General features: G+C 43.4%; 18 protein-coding genes. All 18 read right to left on the bottom strand.

Annotated features, from left to right (window positions below; translation table 11 throughout):
• Positions 1 to 305: 305 nt before the first annotated feature.
• The 18 genes from ACMVP2_RS19795 to ACMVP2_RS19710 all read right to left on the bottom strand — a co-directional run bounded on the left by ACMVP2_RS19795 (position 306) and on the right by ACMVP2_RS19710 (position 15,432).
• A complete protein-coding gene (locus ACMVP2_RS19795) occupies positions 306 to 977 on the bottom strand; it encodes a S41 family peptidase (RefSeq protein ID WP_416864774.1) in 672 nt (223 codons plus the stop codon).
• Positions 978 to 1,048: 71 nt separating this feature from the next.
• Positions 1,049 to 1,858: a hypothetical protein gene (locus tag ACMVP2_RS19790; protein WP_416864773.1), complete on the bottom strand. Its 810-nt coding sequence runs from the start codon at positions 1,856 to 1,858 to the stop codon at positions 1,049 to 1,051.
• Positions 1,859 to 2,852: 994 nt separating this feature from the next.
• On the bottom strand, positions 2,853 to 3,539 hold the full coding sequence (locus ACMVP2_RS19785; protein WP_416864772.1) for a DUF4386 domain-containing protein: 687 nt from the start codon (positions 3,537 to 3,539) through the stop codon (positions 2,853 to 2,855).
• A 230-nt stretch (positions 3,540 to 3,769) separates the two neighbouring features.
• Positions 3,770 to 4,345: a hypothetical protein gene (locus ACMVP2_RS19780; RefSeq protein ID WP_416864771.1), complete on the bottom strand. Its 576-nt coding sequence runs from the start codon at positions 4,343 to 4,345 to the stop codon at positions 3,770 to 3,772.
• Between the two features lie 181 nt (positions 4,346 to 4,526).
• Entirely contained in the window at positions 4,527 to 4,880 is a 354-nt protein-coding gene (locus tag ACMVP2_RS19775; RefSeq protein ID WP_416864770.1) for a DUF5615 family PIN-like protein, read from the bottom strand.
• A 13-nt stretch (positions 4,881 to 4,893) separates the two neighbouring features.
• Entirely contained in the window at positions 4,894 to 5,121 is a 228-nt protein-coding gene (locus ACMVP2_RS19770; RefSeq protein ID WP_339810215.1) for a DUF433 domain-containing protein, read from the bottom strand.
• 214 nt (positions 5,122 to 5,335) lie between these two features.
• Positions 5,336 to 5,965 (bottom strand): hypothetical protein, encoded by a 630-nt coding sequence (locus ACMVP2_RS19765; RefSeq protein WP_416864769.1) that lies wholly within the window; start codon positions 5,963 to 5,965, stop codon positions 5,336 to 5,338.
• Positions 5,966 to 6,148: 183 nt separating this feature from the next.
• Positions 6,149 to 6,826, bottom strand: a complete 678-nt coding sequence (locus ACMVP2_RS19760; protein WP_416864762.1) for a DUF6843 domain-containing protein — start codon at positions 6,824 to 6,826, stop codon at positions 6,149 to 6,151.
• 195 nt (positions 6,827 to 7,021) lie between these two features.
• Complete coding sequence (locus ACMVP2_RS19755; RefSeq protein WP_416864768.1) at positions 7,022 to 7,789, bottom strand: tetratricopeptide repeat protein; 768 nt, start codon at positions 7,787 to 7,789, stop codon at positions 7,022 to 7,024.
• A 1,011-nt stretch (positions 7,790 to 8,800) separates the two neighbouring features.
• Positions 8,801 to 8,965 carry a hypothetical protein gene (locus ACMVP2_RS19750; protein ID WP_416864761.1) on the bottom strand — a complete coding sequence of 55 codons (165 nt, stop codon included), beginning with the start codon at positions 8,963 to 8,965 and terminating at the stop codon, positions 8,801 to 8,803.
• A 177-nt stretch (positions 8,966 to 9,142) separates the two neighbouring features.
• Complete coding sequence (locus ACMVP2_RS19745) at positions 9,143 to 9,643, bottom strand: hypothetical protein (RefSeq protein WP_416864767.1); 501 nt, start codon at positions 9,641 to 9,643, stop codon at positions 9,143 to 9,145.
• A 184-nt stretch (positions 9,644 to 9,827) separates the two neighbouring features.
• On the bottom strand, positions 9,828 to 10,037 hold the full coding sequence (locus ACMVP2_RS19740) for a hypothetical protein (RefSeq protein WP_416864766.1): 210 nt from the start codon (positions 10,035 to 10,037) through the stop codon (positions 9,828 to 9,830).
• 427 nt (positions 10,038 to 10,464) lie between these two features.
• The gene (locus ACMVP2_RS19735) at positions 10,465 to 10,845 is read right to left on the bottom strand and encodes a hypothetical protein (protein ID WP_416864765.1); all 381 of its coding nucleotides are present in this window, start codon (positions 10,843 to 10,845) and stop codon (positions 10,465 to 10,467) included.
• 870 nt (positions 10,846 to 11,715) lie between these two features.
• Positions 11,716 to 12,651 (bottom strand): hypothetical protein, encoded by a 936-nt coding sequence (locus tag ACMVP2_RS19730; protein WP_416864764.1) that lies wholly within the window; start codon positions 12,649 to 12,651, stop codon positions 11,716 to 11,718.
• 272 nt (positions 12,652 to 12,923) lie between these two features.
• Complete coding sequence (locus ACMVP2_RS19725; protein WP_416864763.1) at positions 12,924 to 13,367, bottom strand: hypothetical protein; 444 nt, start codon at positions 13,365 to 13,367, stop codon at positions 12,924 to 12,926.
• A 463-nt stretch (positions 13,368 to 13,830) separates the two neighbouring features.
• Positions 13,831 to 13,995 (bottom strand): hypothetical protein, encoded by a 165-nt coding sequence (locus tag ACMVP2_RS19720; RefSeq protein WP_416864761.1) that lies wholly within the window; start codon positions 13,993 to 13,995, stop codon positions 13,831 to 13,833.
• A 157-nt stretch (positions 13,996 to 14,152) separates the two neighbouring features.
• Positions 14,153 to 14,830, bottom strand: a complete 678-nt coding sequence (locus ACMVP2_RS19715; RefSeq protein WP_416864762.1) for a DUF6843 domain-containing protein — start codon at positions 14,828 to 14,830, stop codon at positions 14,153 to 14,155.
• 437 nt (positions 14,831 to 15,267) lie between these two features.
• The gene (locus tag ACMVP2_RS19710) at positions 15,268 to 15,432 is read right to left on the bottom strand and encodes a hypothetical protein (protein WP_416864761.1); all 165 of its coding nucleotides are present in this window, start codon (positions 15,430 to 15,432) and stop codon (positions 15,268 to 15,270) included.
• Positions 15,433 to 15,441: the final 9 nt, after the last annotated feature.

The following is a 15,441-nucleotide window of genomic DNA, read 5'->3' as shown; positions in this document are numbered from 1 at the left end:
CTGTTTATGTCTCGTAGGCGAGGGCCAGCCAATTTTTGATTTGATCGAAAGTTAGCAAAAGAGCCAAGCAAAGGCCTATTAGTAATAACCGTTGTTAGGCGAAGTGATTGTTTATGTACATAATAAACTCGCCCGAACCATTTATGGGGCAGGACGGCTAAAAAATGAAGCGCAGCGAAATGTTTAGTCCGACCATCTCCGAAAATGTCAGCCGTTACTGAACTAAATTAGAAAAATACTCTAAACACCTACACTGAATCGCCGCATTGCATAAACATTTTGTTGGCAGTAGTAGGGCTCTATGGTCACTTTTCCGTGGCAATTTCAACAGCTTTTTCAAAAATTGCATCACGCCCGATCCTGATGTCATCTATACTTACTGGTACCTCTATATCCGGGATGATTCCGATTCGTTGGGTCTCCCTACCATCAGGATAGAAAACGCCTAGTCCGGTAATCCAAGTAGTTTTGTCATCAAATAAAGTATATTCAGCAACATTTCCATCGGCCCCTGAAGTCTGACGCCCAACTGTAATGGCTCCCTCAATAGTCTGCAATGCCATTACAAAAGACTCCCCACGACTCTGGGTTTCCTCATTCATTAGAATTACTACTTTACCCTGGTACGGAGAAGGGTTCCTTCTTCCGATGGAGTCGGCATTTGACATGATGAACCGACCTGGGTAAGTCAAATCCGGTTGCGTGTAGCTTGCAGACACCTTTTTTTCATAGTTGAAGTATCCCACCACTTCATCCCAGATAAACGCAGGATAGCCAAGCAAATCAAAAATAATCGCTTTAGTGTTGGTGAGTTCCTTCATCATGTGGGGTAAGTCTTCTAGTGTCACAGCATCCTCTTCCATGTTTACATATCCGATATTTCCGTTGAGAATTTCCCATTTTTTCACGGGAGTACTTTTTCTGGTCCACGATGATGGCGCATATCGCCTGATAGTCTTTGTGCTAATCGTTCCCATTCTGTCGAATGTGATCTTTACACTGTCTGTATTTCCATTGCATATCCATCGACTTGAATACCACAGCGTTTTTACTGCTTCATTGGAACCATTGATATATTTCTTATTTTTTTATAGATATCAGACACCGGGGTATCGTTCACAGCAAGGATGGCATCGCCCAATCTAAGGTCATCCAGCCTTGCCAGTGAGTCATCATAAAAGTCAGAAAGCACTGCCTTATTATTTATTATCATGAAGTCACTCGCTATGTATTTCCTGCCAGCATGTTGACGCACCAGGTCAGTAAGGAAGAAGCTGTGCGAGTCGCAAAGCTTCACAGTCAGTTCATGCAGCAGCACATGATATTCCTCTTCGGATTTGATCTGCTGGAATCTTGGAATCATTTCTATTAACACCTCATCCCAGTTTTGATCCATCACATACTTATAAGGGTAAAAATATTCAATTAGGTTCCAGTACCTGAACAAGGTAATCAACCGAACATTTTCGTCATTCCATTGCGAGGCTGTGTATTGTGGTTCGTTCTTATAAATTTGATTAGCCCCGTCAAGGCTAATAAAATGCTGACGCTGTGTTCGGTTTTCTTTGACGTATAGTAGTTCTTCAACAAGTGCTGGGGCGAATGCCTCATCTTGTAACCACGCCAAGTCAAAATTCTTATCAAAATATTTATTTTCCTTTTTGGACTCACAATTACCACACGACTGCACTTCACCTAAGGACTCGATCCATTTGATGTAAGTATCCGATAAGTCCTGCTTTGTTTTTACATCATCCAGTTTTGTAATAATGTCAACGAGTTGTTTATCCCAATTGATTTTCCCCTCGTTTACTTTGGGATGGTAGTATTTGAGGAATCCCCATACTTTAGCAGTCAAATGGAGCTTTTGAGTTGTAGATAATTGCTGCTCCCTATTACATGAGAGCAGGGTAATCGAAAGAAGAATTATTAAATATTTTCTCATAATGAGGTGTCGGATTGTCGTTCGTTGGTTGAACACAAATTTATCCTGCCCCACTACTGCCACCCCCGGTAAAATAAGAGGGGGAGTTTTATGCAGTTCCGCTTCCACTAGCACTTAGCCACGCTTTGCCCACCGCAGCTTTAGCGAAGGTGGCGATGATAAAATTAACTTTTGTGGCGGAGATTCCAAGCCAGCTAATGCCCGAAAACTACCAAAGCCCATATTCATTTTTAGATCCTTGTTGTAGCCATTTCTCTATCTAGCAGTAAGGATTTTTGATAATTCTGCATCCCCCAGTTCCTCTGAATGGTCCAAGATGTAGACCCAATTTGCTCCACAGGCCAGACCTGCATCGTTGAGGCACATCTTCTCTATTTGAGACACATCAGTCAGATCATCGTCAACAAGTTGGAAAATGAATTTGTACTTGTTTACGAGCATACTTCTGTTCAGCATGTTAACTACGACCCTCAAATTTGTTAAAAGGCTATCGTAGTTTGCTAACAGCAGTCTGTTGTTGGAAATCGGTGGGTCTGTCAAAAGTGCTACCCGTTGGCTATTGTCAAGTCGTTTTGCTTCGATCTTGTCCCGAAAAATTCTGATATAGATTGGTATACGTTTTGTCAGTCCGAACATTTAGGGTCGATCTTGTGCGCAGTTATCTTTTTTATTCAAGTCTAGCGATCCATCGTCTGTCGGCTAATGCTCCTATCGTTATTTATCCGCAAAGGCTCTCTATTTCGTTATCAAGACCATTGGCTACAATGGCCTCAGCTATGAGTAGTTGCGTGGGTTAGTTCTTAACTTTGCAAGTAAGTACCAAGTTGGAAATTCCTGCGTAATATCCAAAGTTGGCGAGACCAGGCAATTACTTGTAGCCATTGTTGTGTGTCGTTTTAATTTTATCTTACTCGTTGATAGGTCTTATGCCAAAAATTAGTAAATAACCTATCATCCAAAATTCTCCAATGGTTGCGGGTAGAGTAAGAAAACTATTGAAGCTAAAATCAATTCCTGCGTAGCGGATAACGGTGCTAATTAGATAGCCAATACCACCTAAAACAATTACTCTTCCTAACCAGACAGGCATTCTTTTTGATTTGATGACTATGTATCCCATAGGAAATAGCCAAAGCCCAAAGAAAAGACCACCAATACCCCAAGCATTTGAGATTATATTTTGAAAGACCTGAATTAGTAAAACTTTGTCTTCCGTAGCGCTTATATCAGAATTGGCAACACCTATGGCAGAGGCGATTGAAATTGCACTTATCATAATGGCTAAAGCATTCACAATTCCCCATATACCTAAAGTCCAAGCTTCCCATTCATAACTGTCTTTAAATAATTTGAAAAACCAAACTGCGGTAAGTGCCTGTGATATTACGATAGCAAACTCTAATAGCAACCTAATTCTTGCAGTAGATTCTAGTTCTACTAAATTCGTCAGCGTTTGTTCAGGATTACCAGATACAAATATTTGAGAATGAAAGACCATAAATCCTAAAACCCCTGAAATAGCCATCATTAAATACCATACGCCAGCTATTCTTGCAGTTTTAATCGAATGCTTTTGTTCTGTACTTACAATCATAAATTATTTGATTTTAATATTTTATATTAATTCTGACGATGTAATAAGATAATTGTTGCCGTTTTTCTCTAATGGCATACAACCTCAGTAAAGTGAGTGTGGGAGTTTTATGCAGCTCCGCTTCCACTGGCACTTAGCCACGCCGATGATAAATTTATGGTTTGTGGCGCAGAATCCAAGCCAACTGACCAACGATAACCACTGAAGCCCACATTCATTTTACCGTTGTGTTAGGGCATTTTAAATCTGACGTATATAGTTCCCCCGTTGCCGAACTGGAGAATTAGTGAGTCAGTGGTCAGCCGCTTTACAAAAACATGGTAAGTCGGATCAGAATATTCATCCCGTAAATTGATGGGATATAGAACCTCCATGACAATGCCAGAGTCAGATTCTATAAGCCTTACTTCCTCAGTATGACCAAACATCTTAGAGTCTGTAGTTTGAAAGTGCGAAGTATCAATTTGGTAGTAAGTTAAGTTTGCAACAGAATCATTGATAAATTGGTACTCTCCAATCGATAGCTCTGTTGCAGGCTCGATACCAACAAATCTATTCGAGTCTGCCGTATATATGTGTTTGAATACGCCGCTGTCCGTCCTGATCACATACTTTAATTCATTGACAACACCTTCAAAATCTTGATTCAGCTCAACACCCAGAGTATCATAAAGCGGTTTGCCATTTTTGTATGAACCGACGTCGATCCATTTTCCAGCTAGAAGTTCTTTGGTGTCCGTTAGCGTATGCTCACTGTGGCAGCAGCAAAGAAGTATAACGCAGAATGTTGCCAGTTTCAGTTTCATGCAGTCATAATATGCCCTAACGTCTGGCTATGCGGCGTGGGGATTGGTATGAGATACCGCTGCCGTCCGCAAATAGCCACGCCGATGAATAAAAATACACAAAGTGGCGGGGACTGCAATCCCCACTGCCATTTCCTTTCAGGTGAAGCCCCATGATGTCTTAGGTGCGTGTTAGAGAGCTTTAGTATTTCTTTTGCCGCAGTGAATTGGAGTCAACCACTGTCAGGGTTCGCCTGAAGGAAAGGCCTGGTGTCTCCGCTAATCGTTGGAGAATTCTGGATGTCTCCAGGGGATCTACTGGTTGAGACCTAATAAAAATAACGCCAGCGCCTGGCTTATATCCATGTTTGAAAATGAGTTCGCCGTAGTCGCTGTCGTAAGTTACAATTGTCCGATTGTCAGCAATGGCGATTTCCATCACTTGTTCATCTGAAATTCCACTGTGGTCGACACCAATTGCGGTAATATCAAAGCCTTGTGACTTCAAATAGGTCACACTTGAGAGCGGAACATTCTCGTTGGCCAGTAACTTCAAGATGAGGTAGGGATCAGGCGTTTGAGTAGAGGAGCCCGTCTTTTAGGCATTCCTGTATATATGAAAATACTGCCTGCAAAGATTCATGCGTTAAACGAGGGTAGTTTTCCAGTATTTGCTGCTCAGTCCATCCCTGGGCCAGTAGGCCGATGACATGCTCGACGGAAATCCGAGTGCCTTTGACAGTCGGCTTGCCTAGAAGGACATTATTGTCTGATACTATGTGTTCTCGCCATTCCATAGTCAAATTTACGAAAATTATGGATTAAAGGTGCACATCACCATGCGCTCTAACGGCCAGCTATGATGAGTGGGGTTGTTTTATGCACTTTGCTACCCACTTACACCTAGCCACGCCGATGATAAAATTAATCTATGTGGCGGACAATCCAAGCCAGCAGCGATCAGGTTACTGGTGAGGGCCCCATTCGCTATAGCTTTGTGTTATCAGTTTTTCATTGGTCGTCCAGAACCACCAACCTTTCGATAAACGCATCAATCATTTGACTCAGAGCTGCAGACAGGGCATTATAGTCGGTTGGAAATTGGGAGATTGATACTGAAGGCAATTCTTCATCTTCTCCAAACTCTTTCCAGACGATCTCATTGTAGCCAAAATCCCAAAGATTCCTTACCGCTTGTTTGTTAGTCAACGATCGTAGTTGCAGGTCATCAAGCTGATCTGCAAGGTCGTTGAAAAGGTTTATGAAGTTGATGGATTCGTAAACTGAAGCCTTTGTGAAGCCGTTCGATTTCAGAGAAGCCTCGATAGCAATGATGTCATATATCGTCGGGTAGGCTTTCTCGAATCTCTCGATGTCGTTTGTCCAGCTGATTGTATTTAAAGAGTCTGGTAGGATGCTTTTGTTATCCTTCAAAAAATGGATCAGCTGTCTATGGTCGTGAGCGGCAACTACTTGGTTGTTCTTGTCTACAATCAGCTTGTCAGTGTCGTTGTCGGTGCGGTCCGTAATCCATACTAAAATTAATGGCTTTGCAAGTCGCCGCAATTCAATCTGAATGAACCACTTTTGATAGGTCTGGCATTTGGCCTCAAATGATTGCCGCAATTTGTCGTCTGTCATTTGCCAGTTTGAAGTGTATTACTGATAACGACTAGCTATCGTGCGTGGGGGTTTTTAATGCAGTTCAGTTCCCACTAGCACTTAGCCACTCAACTGATAAAATTATACTTTGTGGCGGACAATCCAAGCCAGCTGCGGCACGATCACAACCGAGCCCCCATGCATGATAGGTTTGTGTTGGGCTCATCTTTTGCAGCTAAGAATTAGACTGTCAATGGCACGCTCTAGTTTCTTTTGATTCTGAAATTCATAAAACGGCTGTATCTGTTCATACGTCGAAACGGTATAACCTAGGGCTCCATTCCCAGATGGGATTTCTTTCGCCATTGTCGGTGCGTAGTTATAAAACACACCGAGTTCAGTGGTGTCTTGCTTCGGTTCTGAGTTGAACTCTTGTATAATGAGCTCTGGTAAATCTACCAAGTCACCAGTTGAGTCGTAGATTCTGTATACATGGTTAATATACCCATATTCAATACGACCCCTATATAACAGAATCCCATGTTCTGGAAAATTTAGAATCTCACGTCCATCCTCTGTTATGACCTCTTGGCCGCAGTCCATGTTGGGTATCACGACAGCCGTTCCTCGAAAATCCTTAGGGAATCTGAATTCAAGCTTTTGAGCCGTAGCCGTCCCAATAACTCCAGTTACATATATAAATACTAGAAAAGCCGGATATACAAGTAAAGGAGGCCAAAGAGTCCACAATATCTTGGATCTGATTGATCGTTTTTGTAGCAGCAGATAGATGATTCCAAGTATGCAAATTGGCCCTCCGATGATCAGCCAATATAAATTGATACAGATCAGGAACCCGACAACTATTACGACTTTTGGTACTACGTTTTTTGCTAGCATGTCGATCTGCGTAATGCAGTCTATTGAGCCCAACGACTAGCTATGCGGCGTGGGGATTGGTAAGAGATACCGCTGCCGTCCGCAAATAGCCACGCCGATGAATAAAAATACACAAAGTGGCGGGGACTACAATCCCCACTGCCATTTCCTTGCAGGTGAAGCCCCATGACGTCATAGGTTTGTGTTGTAGCATTTTCATTTGCAGTACAGGAAAAGCAAATCCTCAACAGAGGTGTCCCCAAGTTCAAACGCTCGCTTTAAGTCTTTGCAGGCATCTTTCGTTTCTTTCTTGCTGGGATTTGGGTTTCCTGACCCGGTCAAGAGATTAATTTTTGCAACACCTCTATTTGCAATCGCTTCCACATAGTCCGGTGAGGCTTTTATTGCATTGTCGTACGACTTAATCGCATTGGTATTGTCGGCCATGTTTGAGTAAGCAACTCCTTTGATGAACCAAACTTCTGAGTCGAGAGGGTTGGACATAAGTACCTTGTTGCAGTATTCAATTGATTTTTGGAAGTTATTCCTGGCGAACTCGATGTTGGCTAGCCAATAGAAGCAATTCTCAAACATCTTGGGTGCTTTATTAACCTCAAGAATATAGAAAAAGTCTGATTCTGCTTTGTCAAAGTTAAGATCACGATAATAGGCTTTCCCACGGTCTACGAATGAAGCCAAGTCGGTTGAATCCAGTTTGATTGATTCGGTGAAATCAAGAATTGCAGATTTGTAGTCTTGCTTGCCACTTTTTGCAATTCCTCGTTTTATGAAAATTTGACGTCTAATTTCGTCGTCGTCAGCATAATCTAGAAGTGTGGTGTAGTTCGCAATTGCGTTGTCATAATCACCCTGTTGTTGTTGTCGGGTTGCAATTTGAAATAGCTCGTCGAGGCTTACTTGTTCCTGAGCGAATAAATTGAAAGCTGCAAAAGTTAATAGAACAGCTATCGCAAAATTTTTCATCTAGTTACGGTCTGGTTTTTTATGCTACAACGCCTGCCTAAAATGAGTGTGGGAGTTTTATGCAGCTCCGCTTCCACTACACCTTAGCCAGGCCGATGATAAAATTATAATTTGTGGCGGAGAATCCAAGCCAGCAAATACTTGATAACCGACCAAGCCCACATTCATTTTTAGGCCTGTGTTATGTGGATTCACTCCGCTATCCTTGTCACCTGGATTTCACTACCAAAGTCAGATAGGCGTCCATGATGAGTTGTATCAATTATGCCTTCGATTGTAATTGTTCGACCGTTCAGGCGTTCCATATCAGATGGTGAAAATCTGTCAAGGTTCATCCACACACCAAAGGCAGGAGATCTCGAGTCTGGCGGATAAAAAGCTACGTTCTCGAATTCGTACTGAAAATATCCAGTGAGTTCTACTGTGTCTCCGTGTCCTTTGTTTGGCGATCTAAGGACTCGGTACCAGCCAGTCGGTTCGCCACCAATTGCTGGGGGGCTAAAATACATGACTTGCGTCGGCTTTTTCTCGTCTGTGCAGTACGAAAAAACAACAGCAGTCAGAATGAAGAGAAGAGTTTTTTTCCGTAACACCATATTCCACATAACACCTGGCTATAACCCGTGGTCGGGTCTTGCGTTGGATTGAGCGACCATGGGTTATAGACTTTGTTATGTGAATTTATTAAAATTCCTGAACCTATTCCGCAGATGGAAAATTTTAATGAAGTCCGAGTCTGCTACACTTGCCCCTGGCAGACCCAGACAAATTCGGAGCAGTTCGCACCTTCATCCAAATATTGGCCCCAACGGCTTATTTTTAACTTTTTATATGCTTTTTTATCTCCCATAAAAAGACGTCTAAAAAGTGTCGACCTGGACACTGCCCTCCATAATCATCTCCGGCACCACTCCAGCAGAATCCTTTCAATTGACAGGCTATTAAAACTTGATTTTGTCGTGAAAAACGACTAACTTCGACAAGTGTCTTAGACTAAGTCTTTGTGAGACGTTACCCTCGTCTGAAAGCAAAGCTTTCCACGGTGCAGCCGTCCAAAGACTTCCTCTCAAGTTTCCATAGCCATTTCTGTCTCTCTGCTGAAGTGGTGCCGCCGCCTCTGGCAGCGTCCTGGCGAAAAATAAGCGTTGTGAAGTAATGAAGGTGCGTATTGCACATAACGCTGGTGTATGAAACGTAGCGCGGCATAGGAGCTAAAGCCAAATGACGAAGGAATGGCTTTAGCGACCTGCTGCGTTTTGTCCCACGTGGCCAAACGAAATTAAGAAACGAAAACTACAAAGCAACACCGAACCAGCGCTATGTTTTCATACACATTGTTGGGTGCAGTAACCATCACTTCACTCTTTTGTTTCTCCAATAATCGTCCAAGTCGTTTTGGTTTTTAATTACTTGCCCCTCAAGTGTCAGCCCAGTCCTTATAAAACTTAAATACCTGTTATACTCTGTACTGTCCTTCTCAGTTGTCGCAGTGTACTCAACACCACTTATTCTATTTCTGAATTGTTCGCAAACACTTTCCCAAAAGTCTTTGTCCCTGTCTATGTTAATTACAACAATAGGTCTTTTCCCTCTCTGTTCATGAATAAAGAAAACCATGTCCCGAAATATTTTGATTTTCTCTTCATTTGTTAGTGGTCCGCCACGATACCATTGTTCGCTTTCATACCAATTACTTATACCGTCCAAGTATATTTTTTCCACTTTGTCCAAAGTAGTAGATACATTAACTCTTCTGTTCCCGAGTTCGTAAACGTATCCCTCACCCCTAAATCCATTTTTAATTTGAGGGTAACTTGTCTTTAGCAGTCCGAGTCTAACAAGGGTTGACTTCATTTTTTTTGGTTATTGCACCCAACGCCTCAGTAAAATGAGTGTGGGAGTTTTATGCAGCCCCGCTTCCACTAGCACTTAGCCACGGCGATATTAAAATTATAAATTGTGGCGGGCAATCCAAGCCAACTTCCCTATGACATCCGGTGAAGCCCACATTCACTTTACTGTTGTGTTAGGTGTTTTTTTAGTCCCGTTCATACGAGAACATTTCGATAACATCCCGGAAGCTGTCCGAACGTTCTAACTGCTTAAGTATTTTACTCTTCGGGTTCGGCAACCACTTCAGGTCGACCTTCTTGCTTAGTTGTTCGGTCAGGAAGGACACAAAGTCAGTCCAGGTAAGTTCTTTCACGACCTTGTAGGAAAAAGCAACTTTTGCCAGTCTACCTTTCATAAGTGGATTATACCCAAAAAGCCAAGTCCCCCACCCGGTCTGCACTGCACTGTCAATTTCAAAGAGTCGTCCGCTGGAATCTATTACAATGGCGTTTGTGAACTTGTCTATAAAAGTTACGTCGCAACGAACATAGTCATGTTCTGTGGTACAGCCATAAACCACGTTGTCACCCTTGAAGATTTGAATTATTGGAAATCTTGGTTGATCCATCTCAGCTTGGCAACACAACTTTTACTTTCCACCCAGCAATAACACCTAACGGCCGGCTAAAGTGAGTGTGGGAGTGTTATGCAGCTCCGTTTCCACTGGCACTTAGCCACGCCGATGATAAATTTAACTTTTGTGGCGGAGATTCCAAGCCAACCTAGCCATGTTAACTGCTGAAGCCCACATTCACTTTTAGCCAAGTGTTGTAGCCATTTTTCTATCTCGCAGTAATGATTTTTGACAATTCTGCATCCCGCAGTTCCTCTGAATGATCCACTATGTAGACCCACGACGCACCGCACGCAAGTCCTGCATCATTAAGGCACATCTTCTCAGTCTGAGCCACATGAGTCAGCTCCTTGTCAACAAGTTGGAAAATGAACTTATACTTGTTTACAACCATACTCCTATTCAGCATGTTAACCACTACAGTCAGATTTGTTACTAGGCTGTCGTAGTTTGCCAGCAGCAATCTGTTGTTGGAAATTGGGGGGTCAGTCAAAAGTGCTACCTCCTGATTGTTGTCAAGTCGTTTTGCCACGATCTTGTCTCGGAAAATTCTGATATAGATGGGTATGCGTTTTGTCAGTCCGAACATCCAGGTTCAATATTATGAGGCAGTCATCTTTTTTATCCAAGGCTAGTGATCAGGCGTCCATCGGCTAATGCAGCCATTCTCATTTACCTGCCAAAGGCTTTCTTTTCGTTAGCAAGACTATTGGCTACAACGCCTGCCTAAAATGAGTGTGGGAGTTTTATGCAGCCCCCTTTCCACTACCACTTAGCCCCGCCCGACTGAACGTCGTTCGGGCGGGCACGCAGATGATAAAATTAACTTTTGTGGCGGACAATCCAAGCCATGAACAGCCCGAAAACTGCTAAAGCCCACATTCATTTTTAGGCCCTTGTTGTGGCCCTTTCAATTGTCTGGCAGCGCCCTCAGCAGGAGAGCCGTCTTTGGTTTGTAGTTGTTAACGGCCTTGCAGACTGATCGTTCACTGCAGGTGCGATGGCCGTGTGGGCGTGAATTGCCTGTGTAAGGGGATCGTGCGTAAGCGGCGTGGGCGAAAACAGAGTGGGGGGTGTCCCGGCCTTAGACCTGTCATTTACACCTACGGAGTGCGCTGGCCGAGTCGGGAGGAATTCGTCAGAGAGGGGGGCTAAGAATTGGCCGAGCGGGCGTGATCAGTAAGAGGGGTTGTATGTTTGCACTTCAGCCATTTACCGAGCGGCTTGAAACGAGAGCCATTATTGTGCGTTAATGAGTATCACCTCCGGCAAGATCATGGGCCACAACGACTAGCTATCGTGCGTGGGGGATTTTAATGTAGTTCGGTTCCCGCTAGCACTTAGCCACTCAGCTGATAAATTTATACTTTGTGGCGGACAATCCAAGCGAGCCGCCGTTTCCTAACCACCGAGCCCCCCATGCATGATAGGTTTGTGTTAGAGCTTTTTTCCGCATCCTCTAGTTCACAGCTCCCCGATAGCGAAACCTTTTCTCGTATTTCTTTGAATTTGGATCTAGAAGAGCTCGGCTATTGACTATTTCGTACTTCCGACTGTTTTTGCTCCTTCCGATAGAAATTAACAGAAGCTGATCTTTGGAATCGTTCGCTGTGAATGAAAGCAGGTATTTGGCTTGTTCAAATTCGTCTCTGTAGTCGGACGGATAGACTTCGTAGGTTTTTAGCTCTCCGTCTTTTGAAATTTTCGCTTCTATCTTGAAGCCCTGTGACTTTGTAAATTCCGCCTTGGTCAGCCTGTTGACCTCTTTAATGAAGTTGTCCATTCCATCTACGAACGGCATTCGCCTCAGATCCATCGATACGCTGTCGACATAGCAGTTAAAGAAGTCTTTCTTGTCTGGATAGTTTTCAGGAAAAAGCTCATGGTACGCATTTGTCACCTGCTTCAACAGCTTGGTGTCGTCGAGTTCGTAAATGATGTGAGCTGCATTCAAAAAGTACCCATCCCACAAGTAGTGATTTAAAGAATCAATTTTATTGGCGGACTGCATTTCTTGATTAGCGAGAAGTCTTATTCCCATAGTATAGACCGAATTAAGATCATCAACCTCTTGTAGGTCAAATAAGATAAGGCCGTGTCCATTGCCAATGTTTGAAGGAAATCGGTAGTGACTTTGTTGGATCGTGTCCGCTAGCAACAAATCATTATAAAACGTTCGTATCCTCACTATGAATTCTTTGCCAACCGCTGAAGTAGAGTCTACCGAGCATCCGTTAAGTCCGGTGTTGATTTTCCAAGCCACTTTCAAGTCACCCTGAGTAGCATAGGCAGTTCCACCTCCAAATTCAAAGACATACTTGCTGCATGGAAATCCAGCGGCCAGTCCGCACGATAGAAGTATAGCACTACAAAGAATCGAAAGTCTGACTGCCATCAAGTTTAGCCGCTCCAAATATTTAGCTCTAACGCCTCGGTAAAATGAGTGTGGGAGTTTTATGCAGCTCCGCTTCCACTACATCTTAGCCACGCCAATGAATAAAATTAACTTTTGTGGCGGAGATTCCAAGCCAGCAAATGCTTGATAACCGACTAAGCCCACATTCATTTTTACCGCTGTGTTATAGCGATTTTATCTCTCTCCGCTCTACTGTCCGCATGATAAGACATTGGACACTCAGATTCCGTAGTCACCTTGAGGCATGATCTTCAACGCCCGCTTTTTTGCCGTCTGCTTAAGGTTGCAATCTTTTTTATGTCTGCCTTTGCCTCAGATGCCTTGTCCCAGGAAAAGCATGGAATTTCACGGAACTTGCCGTCTTGACTATGCAGAAATAGCAGATAGACTTCACCTAGTTCGAAAAGGGGATCACAATTTGTGAAGTCAGAGTCGAGCTCAATAATTTCCCCTGCTTTGAGACTGTCTTTGAAGCTTCTGGTCACCCTGATTTTTACACGATAGCTACTCTGGTCTTTTTGAGGCCAGTGAAATTCTTCTCGTTCTGACGGAGAATCCAATAGCTCAACGACTTCAGCAGTCACCACGTAGTCCGAGCCGTCAAACTGCGTCGCTATTGGGCCCGATACACAGTCACAGCTGTGAGAGTTGTGTGTGATGAACAGTAGAAGTACGATTACGACTGTCAGTCTCAAATTTGTAGGGAGTCAATGTCACATGCTCTTTTCTGTGCGCTCTGCATCATTCGCTATAACACCTGGCTATAACCCGTGGTCGGGTCTTGCGTTGGATTGAGCGACCATGGGTTATAGACTTTGTTATGTGAATTTATTAAAATTCCTGAACCTATTCCGCAGATGGAAAATTTTAATGAAGTCCGAGTCTGCTACACTTGCCCCTGGCAGACCCAGACAAATTCGGAGCAGTTCGCACCTTCATCCAAATATTGGCCCCAACGGCTTATTTTTAACTTTTTATATGCTTTTTTATCTCCCATAAAAAGACGTCTAAAAAGTGTCGACCTGGACACTGCCCTCCATAATCATCTCCGGCACCACTCCAGCAGAATCCTTTCAATTGACAGGCTATTAAAACTTGATTTTGTCGTGAAAAACGACTAACTTCGACAAGTGTCTTAGACTAAGTCTTTGTGAGACGTTACCCTCGTCTGAAAGCAAAGCTTTCCACGGTGCAGCCGTCCAAAGACTTCCTCTCAAGTTTCCATAGCCATTTCTGTCTCTCTGCTGAAGTGGTGCCGCCGCCTCTGGCAGCGTCCTGGCGAAAAATAAGCGTTGTGAAGTAATGAAGGTGCGTATTGCACATAACGACTAGCTATCGTGCGTGGGGGTTTTTAATGCAGTTCAGTTCCCACTAGCACTTAGCCACTCAACTGATAAAATTATACTTTGTGGCGGACAATCCAAGCCAGCTGCGGCACGATCACAACCGAGCCCCCATGCATGATAGGTTTGTGTTGGGCTCATCTTTTGCAGCTAAGAATTAGACTGTCAATGGCACGCTCTAGTTTCTTTTGATTCTGAAATTCATAAAACGGCTGTATCTGTTCATACGTCGAAACGGTATAACCTAGGGCTCCATTCCCAGATGGGATTTCTTTCGCCATTGTCGGTGCGTAGTTATAAAACACACCGAGTTCAGTGGTGTCTTGCTTCGGTTCTGAGTTGAACTCTTGTATAATGAGCTCTGGTAAATCTACCAAGTCACCAGTTGAGTCGTAGATTCTGTATACATGGTTAATATACCCATATTCAATACGACCCCTATATAACAGAATCCCATGTTCTGGAAAATTTAGAATCTCACGTCCATCCTCTGTTATGACCTCTTGGCCGCAGTCCATGTTGGGTATCACGACAGCCGTTCCTCGAAAATCCTTAGGGAATCTGAATTCAAGCTTTTGAGCCGTAGCCGTCCCAATAACTCCAGTTACATATATAAATACTAGAAAAGCCGGATATACAAGTAAAGGAGGCCAAAGAGTCCACAATATCTTGGATCTGATTGATCGTTTTTGTAGCAGCAGATAGATGATTCCAAGTATGCAAATTGGCCCTCCGATGATCAGCCAATATAAATTGATACAGATCAGGAACCCGACAACTATTACGACTTTTGGTACTACGTTTTTTGCTAGCATGTCGATCTGCGTAATGCAGTCTATTGAGCCCAACACCTGGCTATAACCCGTGGTCGGGTCTTGCGTTGGATTGAGCGACCATGGGTTATAGACTTTGTTATGTGAATTTATTAAAATTCCTGAACCTATTCCGCAGATGGAAAATTTTAATGAAGTCCGAGTCTGCTACACTTGCCCCTGGCAGACCCAGACAAATTCGGAGCAGTTCGCACCTTCATCCAAATATTGGCCCCAACGGCTTATTTTTAACTTTTTATATGCTTTTTTATCTCCCATAAAAAGACGTCTAAAAAGTGTCGACCTGGACACTGCCCTCCATAATCATCTCCGGCACCACTCCAGCAGAATCCTTTCAATTGACAGGCTATTAAAACTTGATTTTGTCGTGAAAAACGACTAACTTCGACAAGTGTCTTAGACTAAGTCTTTGTGAGACGTTACCCTCGTCTGAAAGCAAAGCTTTCCACGGTGCAGCCGTCCAAAGACTTCCTCTCAAGTTTCCATAGCCATTTCTGTCTCTCTGCTGAAGTGGTGCCGCCGCCTCTGGCAGCGTCCTGGCGAAAAATAAGCGTTGTGAAGTAATGAAGGTGCGTATTGCACATAACACCTGG

It is taken from the genome of Imperialibacter sp. (assembly GCF_048007035.1).
In the GTDB taxonomy this organism is placed as follows: Bacteria; Bacteroidota; Bacteroidia; order Cytophagales; family Cyclobacteriaceae; genus Imperialibacter.
This window is presented reverse-complemented; position numbering and strand designations above follow the sequence as displayed.